This window comes from Aestuariirhabdus litorea (assembly GCF_003864255.1).
GTDB classification, from domain to species: domain Bacteria; phylum Pseudomonadota; class Gammaproteobacteria; order Pseudomonadales; family Aestuariirhabdaceae; genus Aestuariirhabdus; species Aestuariirhabdus litorea.
Genome location: NZ_QWEZ01000001.1, coordinates 36,661 through 53,127, shown reverse-complemented (window position 1 = coordinate 53,127; position 16,467 = coordinate 36,661). Strand labels below are relative to the sequence as shown.

Sequence of the window (16,467 nt, the reverse complement as noted above, 5' to 3'; positions counted from 1 at the left end):
TCGCACCAATCTCACTGGCGGAATCCAATACCGATGGCTCAATACGTCTATACCATGAACCGGGTGGGCAAGATCGTTCCCCCGAAGCGTGAAATCCTCAAAAACATCTCCCTCTCCTTCTTCCCCGGCGCCAAAATAGGCGTACTGGGGCTGAACGGCTCCGGTAAATCGACCCTGCTGCGGATCATGGCCGGGGTAGACACCGAGATCGAGGGGGAGGCACGCCCCCAGCCTGGCATCAAGGTGGGCTACCTGCCCCAGGAGCCGCAACTGGACCCGGAAAAGAACGTGCGCCAGGTGGTGGAGGAGGCGCTCTCCGAGGTAGCAGAAGCGCAGGCGCGCCTGGATGAGGTCTACGCCGCCTACGCCGAGCCGGATGCTGATTTCGATGCCCTGGCCGCCGAACAGGCGCGCCTGGAAAACATCATCCAGGCCGCCGACGCCCACAACATGGAGCGCAAGCTGGAGGTGGCCGCCGACGCCCTGCGTCTTCCCGACTGGGACGCCCAGGTGAAAAACCTCTCCGGCGGTGAGAAGCGTCGGGTCGCCCTCTGCCGCCTGCTGCTCTCCAGCCCCGACATGCTGCTGCTCGACGAGCCCACCAACCACCTGGATGCCGAGAGCGTGGGCTGGCTAGAGCGTTTCCTGCATGAGTACCCCGGTACCGTGGTGGCGATCACCCACGACCGCTACTTCCTCGACAACGCCGCCAGCTGGATCCTCGAGCTCGACCGTGGCTACGGCATCCCCTTCGAGGGCAACTACTCCGCCTGGCTGGGCGCCAAGGAGGAGCGCCTGCTGCGCGAGGAGAAGCAGCAGCAGGCCCGTGAGAAGTCGATTCGACACGAGCTGGAGTGGGTTCGCTCCAACGCCAAGGGGCGCCAGTCCAAGAGCAAGGCGCGACTGGCCCGCTTCGAGGAGATGAGTTCACAGGATTACCAGCGCCGCAATGAAACCAACGAGATCTACATTCCACCCGGACCGCGCCTGGGGGACAAGGTGGTCGAGTTTGAGGGGGTCAGCAAATCCTTTGGTGACAAGCTGCTGATCGACAACCTCAGTTTCACCATCCCCAAGGGGGCGATTGTCGGCGTCATTGGTGGTAACGGCGCCGGTAAGTCGACCCTGTTCAAGATGATCAGCGGGCAGGAGCAACCCGACAGCGGCACCATCAGCGTCGGCGACACCGTTAAGCTGGCCTTCGTTGACCAGAGCCGGGACGCCCTCGACGGCAGCAACAGTGTCTGGCAGGAGATCTCTGACGGTCAGGATATCCTCCGCATCAACGGCTACGAGATTCCCTCCCGCACCTACGTGGGACGCTTTAATTTCAAGGGCGCCGACCAGCAGAAATTCGTCAAGGATCTCTCCGGAGGTGAGCGGGGCCGGCTGCACCTGGCCAACACTCTTAAACAGGGTGCCAACCTGCTGCTGCTCGATGAGCCCAGTAACGACCTCGACGTGGAAACCCTGCGTGCCCTGGAAGAGGCGCTGCTGGAGTTTCCCGGCTGTGCGGTGGTGATTTCCCACGACCGCTGGTTCCTGGACCGCATCGCCACCCACATCCTCGCCTACGAGGGGGATTCCCAGGTCAGCTTCTTCGAGGGTAACTACAGCGAGTACGAGGCCGACCGCAAACAGCGCCTGGGTGAGGATGCCCAGCCCAAGCGGGTCAAGTACAAACGCCTGGCCTGACCGGCGGCAGCCAGCATCGGCACTCCGGTACCGATGCTTGCCCCCGGGGCAAAAATCACTATAGTTCTAGGTAATCGGCAACTCGCCGCCCACCGACCGCAGGAACGATCGCTATGTCTTCAGGGGATACGCCCACCGACCGCCGTCACTTCACCCGCTTTGCTTTTGACGCGGATAGTGTGATCAGCCAGGAGGGTAAACGCTGGCCGGTAAGCCTGGTCGACATCTCATTGAATGGGGTCCTGGTTCGCCTGGGCGATGACTGTGACCTCTCCCTCGACAGCCCCTGCAAGATCGACGTCAACCTCGACAGCGAGCACCAGATCGAGATGCTGCTCGAGTTTGCCCATGAGCGCGGCGGCCTCACCGGTTTCTCCTGCTGCCAGATCGATCTCGACAGCATTACCCTGCTCAAACGTCTGGCAGAGCTGAACCTGGGTGACCACCAGCTGCTGGAGCGCGAGCTGAGCGCACTCAGCCACTAACCCCTCCTCTACCACCCCGGGGCGCCCCCAACGCCCCGGGATTTTTGATACCCTGACCCCCATGGCAAAAGCAAAATCCCGCAAGGCATTCGTATGCAACGACTGCGGCAGCGAATCCAGCAAGTGGCAGGGCCAATGTCCCGACTGCAAGGCCTGGAACACCCTGGTCGAGATCAACCTCGGCAGCACCGCCCCCCACCTCGCCACGACGGCCTCCCGCAGCGGTTTTGCCGGCGCCCTCAGCGAGGTGCAGCTACTGGCCGATGTTGACGTCGGCCAGACACCCCGTTTTTCCAGCGGCATCGAGGAGTTCGACCGGGTTCTGGGGGGCGGTTTTGTTCCTGGTAGCGCGGTCCTGCTGGGGGGCAACCCCGGCGCCGGCAAGAGCACCGTGCTACTGCAGGTGCTCTGCCACATCGCGCAGGCCATGCCGGCCCTCTACGTTTCCGGTGAGGAGTCTCTGCAACAGATCGCGAGCCGCGCCCAGCGCCTGGGGTTGCCCACCCACCAACTGAAGATGCTGGCCGAAACCAGCGCCGAAAGCGTAGTCGCCATCGCCGAACGCGAGAAGCCCGGCATCATTGTGATCGACTCGATCCAGGTGATGTACATGAGCGGCATCGATTCCGCCCCCGGCGGCGTCTCCCAGGTGCGGGAGAGTGCCGCCTTTCTCACCCGTTTCGCCAAACAGAGCAACACCGTGCTGCTGATCGTCGGCCACGTCACCAAGGACAACTCGCTGGCGGGCCCCATGACCCTTTCTCACATCATCGACACCCAGCTGATGCTGGGCAACAGCGATGACTCCCGCTACCGAATCATGCGCGCCACCAAGAACCGCTTCGGCCAGGTCAACGAACTGGGGATCTTCGCCATGACCGAGCGAGGCCTCAAGGAGGTGCGCAACCCTTCGGCCATTTTCCTCAACCGCCACGACAAGAAGGTCTCCGGCAGCATCATCAACGTGCTCTGGGAGGGTACCCGCCCATTACTGGTGGAGCTGCAGGCACTGGTAGTGGAGTCCCAGCTGGGTAACCCGCGGCGAGTCACCGTTGGCCTCGACCAGAACCGGCTGGCGATGCTGCTGGCGGTCCTCAACCGCCATGGGGGCATCTTCACCAGCGACCAGGATGTGTTCGTCAACGTGGTGGGCGGGGTGCGCATCAGCGAGACCAGCGCCGATCTTCCCGTGATCCTGGCCATCCTCTCGAGCCTGCGCGACCGCCCCATCAACCAGCAGCTGTTCGCCTTCGGTGAGGTGGGACTCTCCGGCGAGATCCGACCGGTGGCCAACGGCCAGGAACGAATCCAGGAAGCCGCCAAGCATGGTTTTAAACAGGCCATCGTTCCCAAGGCTAACCTGCCGCGGGAGCCGATCGAGGGCATTCAGCTGTTTGGCGTCACCAGCCTTAGCGAGGCGCTGGATCGCATCCAGGATTGCGAACCATGAGTCGACCGGCGGTAGTGGTCGCAATCTCGGGACTTGACCCCACCGGTGGCGCTGGCATCGCCGCCGACATCGAGGCGATCGCCGCCATGGGCGCCCACTGCTGCCCATTGATCAGCTGCCAGACGGTGCAGGACAGCCGGGGCGTTTTGCAGCTGTTACCCTGCGACCCCCAACTCCTGCTTGAGCAGGCAAGGGTGCTGCTCGCCGACCTGCGACCGGACGCTTTCAAACTGGGAGCCCTGGGCTCGCCGCAGATCGTTGCGGCGGTGCAGAAGATCATTGCCCCCTACCCCGACACACCACTGGTCATGGATCCGGTCCTGGCCGGGGGCGGCGGTGGCAGCCTGGCCCGCCAAGGCTTACTGGAGGCACTGGGAGACCTGCTCCCCCGCGCCGATCTCTGCACCCCCAACACCCATGAGCTGGCCGCTCTGGCCGGCGACACTGACCCCGAGCAGGCACTTGAGCGCCTCTTTCGCAAGGGCGCACGACGGCTGCTGCTGACCGGTACCCACGCCCCTGGGGAGCAGATCCGTCACCAGCTGGCCTCAGCCAGCGGCGAGCGACAAAACTTCTACTGCGAACGTCTCGCCGGTGAATACCACGGCAGCGGTTGCACCCTCGCCGCCGCCCTGGCGGCACGCCTGGCCCAGGGAGCCGCCCCAGGAGATGCCTGCAGAAGCGCACTGGACTACTGCTACCGCAGCCTGGTAAGCGCTTACCCTCTCGGGCAAGGCCAGCAGTTTCCCCGGCGCCTGCACCGGCAAGGGGACCTGCCCTCCAAATGATCAAGGGTCTCTACGCCATCACCGACGCCTGCCTGCTCCCCCCCGACCAGCTGCCTGGCGCGGTGGAGCAGGCTCTGCGCGGCGGGGTCCGCCTACTGCAGTACCGCGACAAGGAGCCGGGGGACGCGCGCCGCCTTGAACAAGCCTTGCACCTGAAGCGGCTGTGCGACCGTTACTCGGTTCCGTTGCTGATCAATGATGACCTGGCGCTGGCCAAAGCCTGCCAGGCGGCCGGAGTACATCTGGGCCAGGGCGACCTGAAACTGCAGCAAGCCCGTGCCGAGCTGGGGCCGGACGCCCTCATCGGCATCACCTGCCACGATTCACTGGAGCTGGCACGGGAAGCCCAGCAGGGGGGCGCCTCCTACGTGGCATTCGGCCGTTTCTTTCACTCCCACACCAAACCGGATGCGCCACCAGCGCCGCTGGACCTCCTGTTGCGGGCACGCTCACAGTTGCACCTGCCGCTGGTAGCCATCGGCGGCATTACCGTGGATAATGCCGCCCAGGTGATCTCCCGTGGCGCGGACGCTATCGCAGTGATTCACGATCTCTTTTCGAGCCGGGATATCGAGCAGCGCGCCCGCGACCTCAACCGCATCTTTGACCGTTTTTAACAGGAATCCCCATGTCCCGATCCGAGCAGCTTTTCGACCAGGCCAAACTCAGCATCCCCGGTGGAGTCAACTCCCCCGTCCGCGCCTTCAACGGTGTCGGTGGTACCCCCGTCTTTTTCCAACGTGCGGCGGGCGCCTACCTTTTCGATGAGGATGACAAGGCCTATGTCGACTACATCGGCTCCTGGGGACCCATGATCCTGGGCCACAACCACCCGAGCGTGATCAATGCGGTTCTCCAGCAGATCGACCGCGGACTCAGCTTTGGTGCCCCCACCGAGATCGAGACCCGTATGGCGGAGAAAGTGTGCCAACTGATTCCCTCCATTGAGCAGGTGCGCATGGTTAACTCCGGCACCGAGGCCACCATGAGCGCCATCCGCCTGGCCCGAGGCTTCACCGGCCGGGACAAGATCGTCAAGTTCGAGGGCTGCTACCACGGCCACGCCGACGCCCTGCTGGTCAAGGCGGGCTCCGGTGCCCTGACCCTGGGAGTCCCCAACTCCCCCGGCGTACCCGCGTCGGTAGCCGAACACACCCTGACCCTGCCCTACAACAACAGCGATGCGGTGCGCGCCCTCTTTGCCGAGATGGGCGACCAGATCGCCTGCATCATCGTCGAGCCGGTGGCCGGCAACATGAACTGCATTCCGCCCCAGCCCGGGTTTCTCGAAACCCTGCGGGAACTCTGCGACCAGCACCAGAGCGTACTGATTTTCGACGAGGTGATGACCGGCTTCCGGGTGGCATTGGCCGGCGCCCAGTCGATCTACAACATCACCCCGGACCTCACCACCCTGGGCAAGATCATCGGCGGCGGCATGCCGGTCGGTGCCTTCGGGGGACGCCGCGAGATCATGCAGCAGCTGGCTCCCGCGGGCCCGGTCTACCAGGCGGGCACCCTCTCCGGTAACCCGGTTGCCATGGCGGCGGGCCTGGCCATGCTGGAGGCGATCTCCGCCGAAGGCTTTTACGACGAACTCAGCGCCACCACCGCGCAACTGCTGAACGGCCTCAAGCAGCGCGCGGCGGAGGCAGGCATCCCCTTCACCACGGTTCAGGTGGGCGCCATGTTCGGTCTCTTCTTTACCGAGCAGCCGGCTGTCACCAGCTTCGAGCAGGTGATGGCCTGTGACGCCGAGCGTTTCAAGCGCTTCTTCCACCTGATGCTGGAGCAGGGGGTTTACCTGGCCCCCTCCGCCTTCGAGGCGGGCTTTGTCTCCAAAGCTCACGGCGAGAAGGAGATCCAGCTGACCCTGGACGCTGCCGAGAAGGCGTTCGCCCAACTGTAACGGACAGCGTCATGCTCAGTACGGCAATCTCCGACGCGGTCCTCTGCCTGAGCAGTGGCTTTGCCATGGTGATGGTGGCGCAGCGCAGCAACGCCAGCGAGGGCGACCGCGCAGCGGCCCTGGGCGCCATGGTGGGCTTTCTGGGCTTTACCCTGGCCGCCCTGTTTGGCAGCCTGCGCTTTGGCCTCGGAGAGCAGTGGCGCGAAGCCCATAGTCTGTTCAGCCAGGCCGCCACCTTCATGGCCTTGCCACTGATCGCCACCGCATTTCTCTGCCTCACCCTGCCCCGCCCCCTGAGCCGACCCGGCTGGGGGCGCCTGCTGCTGGCCCTGATGGTGGCTTTTGAGGTTGCCCGACGGCTGGAGTGGATCCCCCAGTACCGTTTGCTGCTAGGCGCTTCTGCGCTGCTGCTGATCGCCGCCTGTTCCCTTGTCCAGCTACGCCGTCACCGTACCATTGCACTGTTCGGTCTGGCCGGCAGCCTCGCCAGTGCCATTGCCGGTCTGGTGATCGGCACCGAAGTCAACCTCAGCGGGCTGCTCCGGGTCGACCTGTTCCACTACCTGCTGGCCCTGTCCAACCTCTTTCTTGCGAGTTCGCTTTTCTTCCTGCTTCGACACCGAATGAAGAAGCAGATCCAGCAGGAAAGGTCGCTAGCAGGTTAGTATGGACTTATTTACAAAGCTGGTCGGCAGGTGTATAAACAAAGCGATCTGTTTTTAACCAACCCCTGCGGAAATCGTTGTGCCTGAATTGAGACCCTTGGCTAGCCTGATGCTCAGCACCCTGTTGCTGGCCAGTAGCCCCTCCCTCAACGCACAAGCCGCCCCACCGCTCAACTACCTGAAATTCGATGTAGACTCCCTGCTGGTGCCCGCCTCTGAGCGCTGCCGCATCAGCCCCCGGGAGCCAGACCTCCCCTACGCCCTGGCAGCTTGCGAACAGGCGGCTTCCGGGGGCGACCCCAAAGCCCAGTTCCTGCTGGGCAACCTCTACTACGAAGGGGTGGTGATTCCACGCGACACCCAACAGGCGATGCTCTGGTTCCAGCGAGCCTCCCTGCAAGGCCATGCCCAGGCACAATACCAGATCGCTTTCATGCTCTATCGGGGTGAGGGTACTGCCCCCAACCTGGTGGAGGCCTACATCATGATGAAGATGTCCGCCGTCAACGGGTTTGACGAAGCCATCAGCGCCATGGACCTGTTCGCCGAGGAGCTCAGCGAAGAGCAAAAGCTGCAAGCCTTTTACACCCTAAGCCGGATCTTCAAGAACTACCGCGCCAGCCTGGCTACCAGCCCCGACACTCAGGTACCACTCGATCCCGCGGACCCAAGCGGGCTGCTGGACGACTGACCCGGTTAACCCTACTCGATGCTGGAGAGTGACTTCAGCACCTCCATAAAGGCATCAACCGACTCCCAACCGGCAGACTCCTCCATGGTGTGGTAGCCGGTGGTGGGTATCTGGATAGTCGTGCCATCCACCAAGCCATTGGAGGCGGCGATTGAACGCCCCATCTCGGTACTGCCCAGGGAGCCGGGGGATTCTCCCTCAGCGATCCGGCGCTGGTTTTCAGCTTCCATGTAACGGTCCTTATAGAGGTAGCTGAACCCCTTTTCCCGGCAGAGCCGCTCAACCAGCTGGGTACTCTCCCGGTTGAAAGGCGCGTTGGCATCTTTTTCCCTGAGCACCAGCAGTTGCTGGTTGGCCGTCTCCACCGAGGGAAAGGGGCTGGTGTCCACCACAAAGAGGCGGTTGGTGGAGCCACCGAAGCGACGAAACCACTCCAGCAAAAAGCGCCAACTCTTACCCGCCTCCTCCTGTGCGGTGAAAAACGCGGTGCCCTGGAAGCCGAGACTGAAAAGATGCACCAGTGCGGCCGCCGAGAGCACGTTATCCAGCTGCCCCACCAGACGGCCGTTACTGAGCCTTAACTGATCCCGGAACGCGATGGGGGTACCCGCCACGACGCTCTCCAACCCCTCGACCTCGAAAATCAGGTTATGTCGAAACTCACACACCGATGCGCTTCGAATCACACCATTGCCCCGGTAGACACCGGACCAGGGCTCGTAGGCGTACACCGGCTCACCGATAAAACGCTGCGTTACCTTGCTCATCAATTCCTCGGAGACCGAGTTATTTAGCAGGTCCGTGCGGTTGCCCGCCACAAAGGCGGCATACTGGAACTCGTTGGGTCCGGTGCAGATCAGGCCATGGCGATCAACATGGGCCGAAAGCATCACACTGAAAGGGTCGCTGCCTTGCGCCACCAGCAACCCCTCGTACCAGACAACCTTGGCTCCACGCTCCTCCAGCTCACGCTGCAGGACTCTGAAAAAGGAGTGCTCCGCCCCCACCACGCTGGGCTGGCGCACCAACATCTTCAACAGATCGATAAACTCGCTACTCAACATGACAGGGCTTCCATCGCAGGGCATGACAAAGGATCAGGCAACAGCTGATTATGGAGTATTTTTAGAAAATCCAGCTACTGTTTTAACAGGCTTTACTGGAAGCCCAGCGAACGAAAACCCTTCAAACAAAAATGGGGGTCATTCGCACGCCTACCCCAGCCGGTAATGATCAACCGCCCCTCTCTGCGCTAGTATTGAGGCACCACATGAGCCTCGGTGCCGGCACCCTGCACGTACACTTTCATATCGGGGGCCAACTGCGCATTCACCGGCTGGATCACCGTCACCAGGACGCCGTTATTGAGCCGTACCAGAATCTGCTGCCCCGCAATCGGCTGGTCGTAGTTTTTCTGTACCGCATTGCCGGCAAACCCTCCGCCCACGGCTCCAGCCACCATCATCACATCACGCCCAGAGCCATTGCCGAACAAGCTACCCACCGCGGCACCGCCCAGCCCCCCAAGAATCGCCCCGATCCCTTGATGATGACTCGACTCAATCTGGGTTGGCGTAATGGACTGAATAACCCCCGACCGGATCTCCATCTCTCCCGTCGTAGTCCCCGGCGTCGCACAGCCAACCAGGAACACCGCAGCTAGCACCAACGACACCACTGACATTTTGGATTTCATAAATAACGCCCTCTTAATCACCATTGCCTGACCTTAACCGGACTCCTGAACACTGAAAACTATAGCAGCAGCCTGGTCGCACAAGCTCGGATTCAGGTACCAATAGGGATTAAGCCGCGGCGTGCGAAATATGGATGTCGAACTAAAACCCCATACAGCAGAAATGCTGTGGGAGCCTGTTTTGCCGCCTGGCCCCGCGGCGTACCACTGACAGGGACGTCAGGAGTGTCGCTTGCAGGAGCAACGATCGGCTATGGATCCACCCACGCCGCTCCTGGCCATCCCTGGCCCCGCGGCGTACCGTACATCCTGTACATAAAAAAACAACCCGGCGAATGCACGGGTTGTTTCGGGTCAGGCAACTCCGGATCCTTCCGGGTAATGCTCCTGCAATGTTTGCCTGATACACGTCCTTGTGTGAATGCTATCCTAGGCAGGTTCAGTATGCGCGAGCGGCCGGCCCCACCACAGTAGAGATCTGGCCTGGGCTTTGTAGGATATTTGCCATTATTGGTCGCTGCCGGGTTTGAGAGGGGGCAACGGCAGCTGGGTCACCTTGTTACCCTGGCACGCATGCATTTTCACCGCTCCCTCTTTATCCACCTCATCAATGCGGATGATGGAGGTCATCGGGATATAACTGCGCCGGACACCGGCAAACTCGCTCTTGAGCTTCTCTTCTGCGGGGTCCACCAGCAGCTGGCTACGCTCCCCGAACAGGAACTCCTCAACCTCGATAAACCCGTATAGATCGCTCTGATAGACCTGTTTGGCATAGAGCTCAAACACCTGCCCATCATTAATAAATATCACCTTGAAAATCTGTTTTGCCATGGACTCTCTACCCTTGAAATAGGGCTGATTCGGAGGGGGCGTAAGAATAGCATACAGCTAGGATTTATCCATCGCTGCCTATATAATGCGCGGTCCCCCCATCCCCCCTATATGATTGCGATTCCAAACGACTACCTGATATGGCCAAGAAGCTGTTTATCAAGACCCACGGCTGCCAGATGAACGAGTATGACTCGGCGCGTATGGCTGACCTGCTCGGCGAAAGCCACGAACTCGAGCTGACCGACAACGCCGACGAGGCGGATGTGCTGCTGCTCAATACCTGCTCGATTCGTGAAAAGGCCCAGGAGAAGGTGTTCCACCAACTGGGGCGCTGGAAAAAGCTGAAGGACAAAAATCCCGAGTTGATGATCGGTGTGGGCGGCTGCGTTGCCTCCCAGGAGGGGGACGCCATCCGCCGGCGCGCGCCCCACGTCGACCTGGTGTTTGGCCCCCAGACCCTGCACCGGGTTCCCGAGATGATTGACGCCATGCGCACCACCGGGAAGGCGGTGGTTGACGTCAGCTTCCCGGAGATCGAGAAGTTCGACCGCCTGCCGGAGCCCAGTGTCGATGGCCCCAGCGCCTTTGTTTCGGTGATGGAGGGGTGCAGCAAATACTGCACCTTCTGCGTGGTTCCCTACACCCGCGGGGAGGAGGTCAGCCGCCCCTTCGACGATGTCATCGCCGAGTGCGTACACCTCGCCGAGCAGGGGGTTCGCGAGATTAACCTGCTGGGGCAGAACGTCAACGCCTACCGCGGCCTGCGCGAGGACGGCTCGACCGCCGACCTGGCCGAGCTGATCACACTGGTCGCCGCGATCGAGGGTATTGGCCGCATCCGCTTCACCACCTCTCACCCGATTGAGTTTTCCGATGCCCTGGTAGCGGTCTACGAAGAGGTCCCCGAGCTGGTGAGCCATCTGCACCTGCCGGTACAGAGTGGGTCCGACCGAATCCTGGCCGCCATGAAACGCGGCCACACGGCGCTGGAGTATAAGTCCAAGATTCGCGCCCTGCGTAAACTGCGCCCCGGCATGAGCATCTCCTCCGACTTTATTATCGGCTTCCCCGGCGAAACCGAAAAAGATTTCGAGCAAACCATGAAGCTGATTACCGAGATCGGCTTCGACCACTCCTTCAGCTTCGTCTACAGCGCCCGCCCCGGCACCCCCGCGGCCGATCTCAAGGACGACACCCCTGAGGAGATCAAGAAGCAGCGCCTGGAAATCCTGCAAACCCGTATTATCCAGCAGGCGATGGAGATCAGCCGACGCATGGTGGGCAACACCGAAGAGGTGCTGGTAACCGGTTACTCCAAACGCGATCCCGGCCAGCTTCAGGCCCGCACCGAAAACAACCGGGTCGTCATCTTCAGCGCCAGCGATCCGCGCCTGATCGGTAAATTTGTCCAGGTGAAGATCGAAGAAGCGCTGCCCAACTGCCTGCGCGCCACCCTCGATGATAGCGTGGCTCCCCGCTAGTGTGACCTTTGACCCCATTCTCGGCGATCTTGCTTTCTGCCTCCACGGGTATATCCTTGAAGGCAAGCAGGATTGCCGCCATTTACGGCGATACAGACACCTTGAACGCACACCAGAACCATTATCAATTCAGCCTCAGCCCCCACGATACGCAGCGCTTTGCGAACCTTTGCGGGCAGTTCAACGAACACCTGAAGCAGATTGAGGAACGCCTCAACGTGCGCATCCGCAGTCGCGGCAACCAGTTCGAGCTGGTGGGCAACCACAGCAATTCACAGGCCGCCGAGCAGGTCCTCAAGCAACTCTACCGGGAAACGGGTAACGGTACCGACCTGACCCCTGACCTGGTGCACCTGTTTCTGCAGGAGTCGGGGCTCGATGAGATCACCGCGAACGATGACCCTGCCCACCCGCCGGTCACCATCCAGACCAAGCGCGGGCTGATCAAGCCCCGCGGTCCCAACCAGCAGGGCTATGTTCGCAGTATCGGTCAGCACGATATCAACTTCGGTATCGGCCCGGCCGGCACCGGCAAGACCTACCTCGCCGTCGCCTGCGCCGTACAGGCCCTGGAGCGCGAAGAGGTGCGCCGCATCCTGCTGGTGCGCCCGGCGGTGGAGGCGGGAGAGAAACTCGGCTTCCTGCCCGGCGACCTGAGCCAGAAGATCGACCCCTACCTGCGCCCCCTCTACGACGCTCTTTACGAGATGCTGGGGTTTGAGCGCGTCGAAAAACTGATCGAGAAAAACGTCATCGAGCTGGCGCCGCTGGCCTATATGCGCGGCCGCACCCTTAACAATGCCTTTATCATCCTGGATGAGAGCCAGAACACCACGGCTGAGCAGATGAAGATGTTCCTGACCCGGATCGGGTTCGGCTCCTCTGCGGTCATCACCGGCGACATTACCCAGGTTGACCTCCCCCGGGGCACTCGCTCGGGGTTGGTACAGGCCACCCGTGTCCTGAAGGACGTCAAAGGGATCGGCTTCACCCATTTCAGCTCGCGGGACGTGGTCCGCCACCCGCTGGTGCAGCGGATTGTAGAAGCCTACGACCTCCACGACGACAGCCAGGGTGACCGCCGCCACGAACAACAGGATGGCCAGCACGCCCCCCGCGGAGGTGCCGGCCAATGAGCCTTGAACTGGACCTGCAGGTCGCCTGTGATAACGAGACCCCCAGCCAGGAAACCCTGCACCACTGGGCCGAAGTCGCCCTGGCAGGGCGACGCACCGAAGCGGAGCTCAGCGTACGCCTGGTCGACGAAGCAGAAAGCGCAGATCTCAACCAGCAATACCGTGGCAAGCAAGGGCCAACCAACGTCCTATCATTCCCCGCCGAGTTCCCGGCCGGTATCCCGCTGCCGTTGCTGGGTGACCTGGTGATCTGCGCCCCGGTGGTTGAACGCGAGGCCCGCGAGCAACACAAGGCCCTGGAGGCCCACTGGGCCCACATGATCATCCACGGCACCTTGCATCTGCTGGGATTTGACCATATAGATGATCAGGAAGCGCAGGAGATGGAGACCCTTGAAACCGAGCTGATGATGCAGCTGGGCTTCCAGGATCCCTATCAGGCCGACGACGACTGAACAGCAAATATTTCTAACCAACCCACGAGACCCCAATGAGCGAAGATCGATCGAGTAACCAAAGTCCCGGTCACCGAAGCTGGCTGGAGCGGCTAGCAATGGCCTTCTCCGGCGACCCCAGAAACCGCAGCGAGCTGCTGGAGCAGCTGCGCGAGGCGGAAACCAACGACATAGTGGATGCCGAGGCGCTGAGCATCATTGAGGGTGCACTCTCCGTCGCCGACATGCAGGTGCGGGAGATCATGATTCCGCGTTCACAGGTGGTCTGCATCAAGTCCTGCCAGCAGCCCCGGGAGTTCCTTCCCAGCATCATCGAGTCGGCCCATTCCCGCTTTCCGGTGATTGGCGACACCATGGATGACGTGATCGGCATCCTTCTGGCCAAGGACCTGCTTACCCTGTTGCTCAACGACGGACCGAGTGAGTTCGATATTCGAGAAATTCTGCGACCGGCCACCTTCGTGCCCGAAAGCAAGCGCCTGAATGTCCTGCTCAAGGAGTTCCGTGCCACTCGCAACCACATGGCGGTAGTGATAGACGAGTACGGTGGCGTGGCTGGACTGGTCACCATCGAGGATGTGCTTGAGCAGATCGTTGGCGATATCGAGGATGAACACGACGTTGACGACGAGCACTTTATCAAGCAGGTGGGCGAGAATGACTTTATCGTTAAGGCCCTGACCCCCATCGAGGATTTCAACGAACAGTTCGGCAGCGAATTCAGCGACCGCGAGTTTGATACCATCGGGGGGATCGTTATGCAGGGCTTCGGGCACCTGCCGAAGCGCAACGAGCAGCTCAGCCTGCAGGGCTTCAACTTCCGCATCCTGAACGCCGACAACCGCCGCATCCGTCTGCTCAGAGTAAGCACCAACTAATGCCCCGGGGCAGTTGGCAGGGGGGGTGGCGAGCCCAAACGCTGGCTCTGGCCAGCGGAGCGCTGGCGGTGGGGGGGTTCAGCCCCCTCGACCTGTGGCCGCTCCCTCTGCTCTCCAGCGCCCTGCTCTACCTCCTGCTCTACCCCCTCTCCCCGCGCCAGGCGCTGTGGCGCGGTACCGCCTACGGGCTGGGTTTGTTTGGTGCAGGCACCTCCTGGGTCTACGTTAGCATCCACCAGTTCGGTGCCGCCTCAGTCCCCCTGGCGAGCGTTCTGACCCTGCTGTTTTGCCTGGGTATGGCGTTGCTGTTCATCGCCCCCTTTGCCTGGTGCTACGCCCGTCTCAGGCAACACTGCGCCGCCCAGCGCATCGCCCTGTTGGGGTTTGTGGTGCTCTGGGTGCTGGCGGAATGGAGTCGCAGCTGGCTCTTTACCGGCTTCCCCTGGTTACTCTGGGGCTATGCCCTGCTGGATACCCCCGTTAGCGGCTGGGCACCGGTGAGCGGGGTCTACGGCCTCAGCGCCCTGCTCGTCGCCGGCGGCGCCCTGCTGGGTGAGTGGATTCGCCAGCGCACCCCGTCCAGGGTATTGATAGTTGGAAGTCTGGGCTGGGGTGCATTAGTGGGAGGCGGGGTACTGCTGGGCCTGCACCCCTGGAGCCAGCCCAGCGCACCGGCTCTTAAAGTAGCCCTGATCCAGCCGGCCATCCCCCAGCAGATGAAGTGGAACCAGGCGTTTCTGGACAACACCCTGAGACGGCTGGAAGCTCTCACCGCCGATCACTGGGACGCCGACCTCGTGGTCTGGCCCGAAAATGCCATTCCGGCGCTGCAACATCGTATGCAACCCTACCTCGAGCAACTGTCCAGCCACGCCCGCAGCACACAAACCAGCCTGGTCACTGGCATTCCGATCTATCGCCAGCTGGAGGGCGGCCAGGCGGCTTTTTACAACGGCATCACCAGCCTCGGGCAAGGAGAGGGGGACTACCTTAAGCAGCAGCTGGTCCCCTTTGGTGAGTACGTTCCGTTGCAGTCACTCCTGCGGGGGCTAATCGCCTTTTTTGACCTGCCTATGTCCGACTTCGCCCGCGGTCCCGCAGACCAACCTCTGCTGCGAGCGGGCGCCTACCAGCTCGCTCCGCTGATCTGCTACGAGGTGGTCTACCCCGACCTGGTAGCGGGTATGGGGGCCAAGGCTGACCTGCTGCTCACCATCAGCAACGACACCTGGTTTGGCGCCTCTATAGGCCCGCACCAGCACCTGCAGATGGCGCGCATGCGGGCGCTCGAAAATGGCCGCTACCTGATCCGGGCGACCAACGACGGGGTCACTGCGGTGGTTGACCCGCAAGGCGCCCTGCTGGCCGAACTGCCCCAGTTTGAACCGGGGGCGCTGAGAGCCAGTGTCTTTCCGATGACGGGTAACACCCCCTTCAGCACCACCGGCTCCTGGCCGCTGCTTGTCCTGCTACTCCTCTCCCTGCTGCTATCGACCCCGTTCAGAAGGGGCTCCTGAGGCGCGCTCTGAGGTCGTACCAGCTCCCCCCCAACCACTCGTGCAGGGCATCGCGACTCAGTAACAGCGAGCGGACGGAGGGCAACCAATGGAGGAGTGCCGGCTGTGCCGGATTCAGTCGGTGGTAGCCGAGGGGAGCCGGTATCACCTCAAACCCGGCGCGTTCGAAGGCCCTGCGTGCACGGGGCATGTGCAGGGCATGGGTAACCAGCGCAATGCGTTGAATCGAGTCGGGCAACAATGCCCGGCTGTTGATCGCATTTTCATGGGTGGTACGGCTTGCCCCCTCCTGCCAGAGTACCCGCACCCCCAGCTCCTGCTGCAGCAGGCGCGTCATCAACTGCGCTTCGCTCTCCTCCTCCCATCCCTCTACTACCCCCCCGGTCACCAGCAGCTCGAGGCCACTCCGGCGGGCGAGGAAGGCCGCATAGAGCAGGCGTTCAGTCGCCAGTACCGAGGGACGGTCGCGCCCGTCATACTCCGGCGCCGCCGGTTGGCGGCCTCCCCCCAGCACCACCAGCAACTGGGCCTTGGACAATCCCTCCGGCGTCACAGGGGATGACTGTTGCTCCAGAGAAAATGCCAGCTGGGTGGCCACAAAGGGGATACTGAGCAGGTAGAGGCTCAGCAGGGAAAACAGGATCAGGGCGCCCCCCAGACGCGGCCAACGAAGCCGTAGCAGCCCTCCCAGCAAGGCTGTGGCGACCTGGTTTCCAGGGGGGAGTAGTAGGCTCTTCAGCAGTATCCATCCAACCAAGAGTTCAGCTCATCCGTGTCGTGACCG

17 protein-coding genes are annotated in these 16,467 nt (G+C 62.0%); 13 read left to right on the top strand and 4 right to left on the bottom strand.

Annotation, left to right across the window (positions count from 1 at the left end):
* Positions 1–33 precede the first annotated feature (33 nt).
* The 8 genes from ettA to D0544_RS00215 all read left to right on the top strand — a co-directional run bounded on the left by ettA (position 34) and on the right by D0544_RS00215 (position 7,683).
* Positions 34–1,695: an energy-dependent translational throttle protein EttA gene (ettA, locus tag D0544_RS00250; protein ID WP_125013704.1), complete on the top strand. Its 1,662-nt coding sequence runs from the start codon at positions 34–36 to the stop codon at positions 1,693–1,695.
* 113 nt (positions 1,696–1,808) lie between these two features.
* Positions 1,809–2,180 (top strand): PilZ domain-containing protein, encoded by a 372-nt coding sequence (locus tag D0544_RS00245; RefSeq protein WP_125013702.1) that lies wholly within the window; start codon positions 1,809–1,811, stop codon positions 2,178–2,180.
* Between the two features lie 61 nt (positions 2,181–2,241).
* Positions 2,242–3,630, top strand: a complete 1,389-nt coding sequence (radA, locus tag D0544_RS00240) for a DNA repair protein RadA (RefSeq protein WP_125013700.1) — start codon at positions 2,242–2,244, stop codon at positions 3,628–3,630.
* Positions 3,627–4,418 (top strand): bifunctional hydroxymethylpyrimidine kinase/phosphomethylpyrimidine kinase, encoded by a 792-nt coding sequence (thiD, locus tag D0544_RS00235; RefSeq protein ID WP_125013698.1) that lies wholly within the window; start codon positions 3,627–3,629, stop codon positions 4,416–4,418. The genes radA and thiD overlap by 4 nt, the downstream gene beginning before the upstream one ends.
* Positions 4,415–5,035, top strand: coding sequence for a thiamine phosphate synthase (gene thiE, locus D0544_RS00230; protein WP_125013696.1), 621 nt, complete (start codon positions 4,415–4,417; stop codon positions 5,033–5,035). The genes thiD and thiE overlap by 4 nt, the downstream gene beginning before the upstream one ends.
* A gap of 11 nt (positions 5,036–5,046) precedes the next feature.
* Positions 5,047–6,327 (top strand): glutamate-1-semialdehyde 2,1-aminomutase, encoded by a 1,281-nt coding sequence (gene hemL, locus D0544_RS00225; RefSeq protein WP_125013694.1) that lies wholly within the window; start codon positions 5,047–5,049, stop codon positions 6,325–6,327.
* A gap of 11 nt (positions 6,328–6,338) precedes the next feature.
* Complete coding sequence (locus D0544_RS00220; RefSeq protein WP_125013692.1) at positions 6,339–6,992, top strand: hypothetical protein; 654 nt, start codon at positions 6,339–6,341, stop codon at positions 6,990–6,992.
* A 79-nt stretch (positions 6,993–7,071) separates the two neighbouring features.
* Entirely contained in the window at positions 7,072–7,683 is a 612-nt protein-coding gene (locus D0544_RS00215; protein WP_125013690.1) for a tetratricopeptide repeat protein, read from the top strand.
* An 11-nt stretch (positions 7,684–7,694) separates the two neighbouring features.
* Here D0544_RS00215 and D0544_RS00210 read toward each other — a convergent pair whose 3' ends face one another.
* From D0544_RS00210 to D0544_RS00200, 3 genes are all read right to left on the bottom strand, one after another.
* Positions 7,695–8,747, bottom strand: a complete 1,053-nt coding sequence (locus D0544_RS00210; RefSeq protein ID WP_125013688.1) for a peptidase M42 — start codon at positions 8,745–8,747, stop codon at positions 7,695–7,697.
* Positions 8,748–8,935: 188 nt separating this feature from the next.
* On the bottom strand, positions 8,936–9,379 hold the full coding sequence (locus D0544_RS00205) for a glycine zipper 2TM domain-containing protein (RefSeq protein ID WP_125013686.1): 444 nt from the start codon (positions 9,377–9,379) through the stop codon (positions 8,936–8,938).
* Positions 9,380–9,886: 507 nt separating this feature from the next.
* Entirely contained in the window at positions 9,887–10,213 is a 327-nt protein-coding gene (locus D0544_RS00200; RefSeq protein WP_125013684.1) for a DUF1820 family protein, read from the bottom strand.
* Positions 10,214–10,353: 140 nt separating this feature from the next.
* On the opposite strand from D0544_RS00200, the gene miaB reads away from it, so the two are divergent.
* The 5 genes from miaB to lnt all read left to right on the top strand — a co-directional run bounded on the left by miaB (position 10,354) and on the right by lnt (position 15,683).
* Positions 10,354–11,697, top strand: coding sequence for a tRNA (N6-isopentenyl adenosine(37)-C2)-methylthiotransferase MiaB (gene miaB / locus D0544_RS00195; RefSeq protein WP_125013682.1), 1,344 nt, complete (start codon positions 10,354–10,356; stop codon positions 11,695–11,697).
* A 101-nt stretch (positions 11,698–11,798) separates the two neighbouring features.
* The gene (locus tag D0544_RS00190) at positions 11,799–12,833 is read left to right on the top strand and encodes a PhoH family protein (RefSeq protein WP_125015816.1); all 1,035 of its coding nucleotides are present in this window, start codon (positions 11,799–11,801) and stop codon (positions 12,831–12,833) included.
* On the top strand, positions 12,830–13,288 hold the full coding sequence (gene ybeY / locus D0544_RS00185) for an rRNA maturation RNase YbeY (RefSeq protein WP_125013680.1): 459 nt from the start codon (positions 12,830–12,832) through the stop codon (positions 13,286–13,288). The genes D0544_RS00190 and ybeY overlap by 4 nt, the downstream gene beginning before the upstream one ends.
* Positions 13,289–13,323: 35 nt before the next feature.
* A complete protein-coding gene (locus tag D0544_RS00180) occupies positions 13,324–14,166 on the top strand; it encodes an HlyC/CorC family transporter (protein ID WP_125013678.1) in 843 nt (280 codons plus the stop codon).
* Positions 14,166–15,683: an apolipoprotein N-acyltransferase gene (lnt, locus tag D0544_RS00175; protein WP_125013676.1), complete on the top strand. Its 1,518-nt coding sequence runs from the start codon at positions 14,166–14,168 to the stop codon at positions 15,681–15,683. The genes D0544_RS00180 and lnt overlap by 1 nt, the downstream gene beginning before the upstream one ends.
* Here the strand turns inward: lnt and D0544_RS00170 are convergent.
* On the bottom strand, positions 15,667–16,440 hold the full coding sequence (locus tag D0544_RS00170; RefSeq protein ID WP_125013674.1) for a YdcF family protein: 774 nt from the start codon (positions 16,438–16,440) through the stop codon (positions 15,667–15,669). The two genes, lnt and D0544_RS00170, sit on opposite strands and share 17 nt — an antisense overlap.
* Positions 16,441–16,467: the final 27 nt, after the last annotated feature.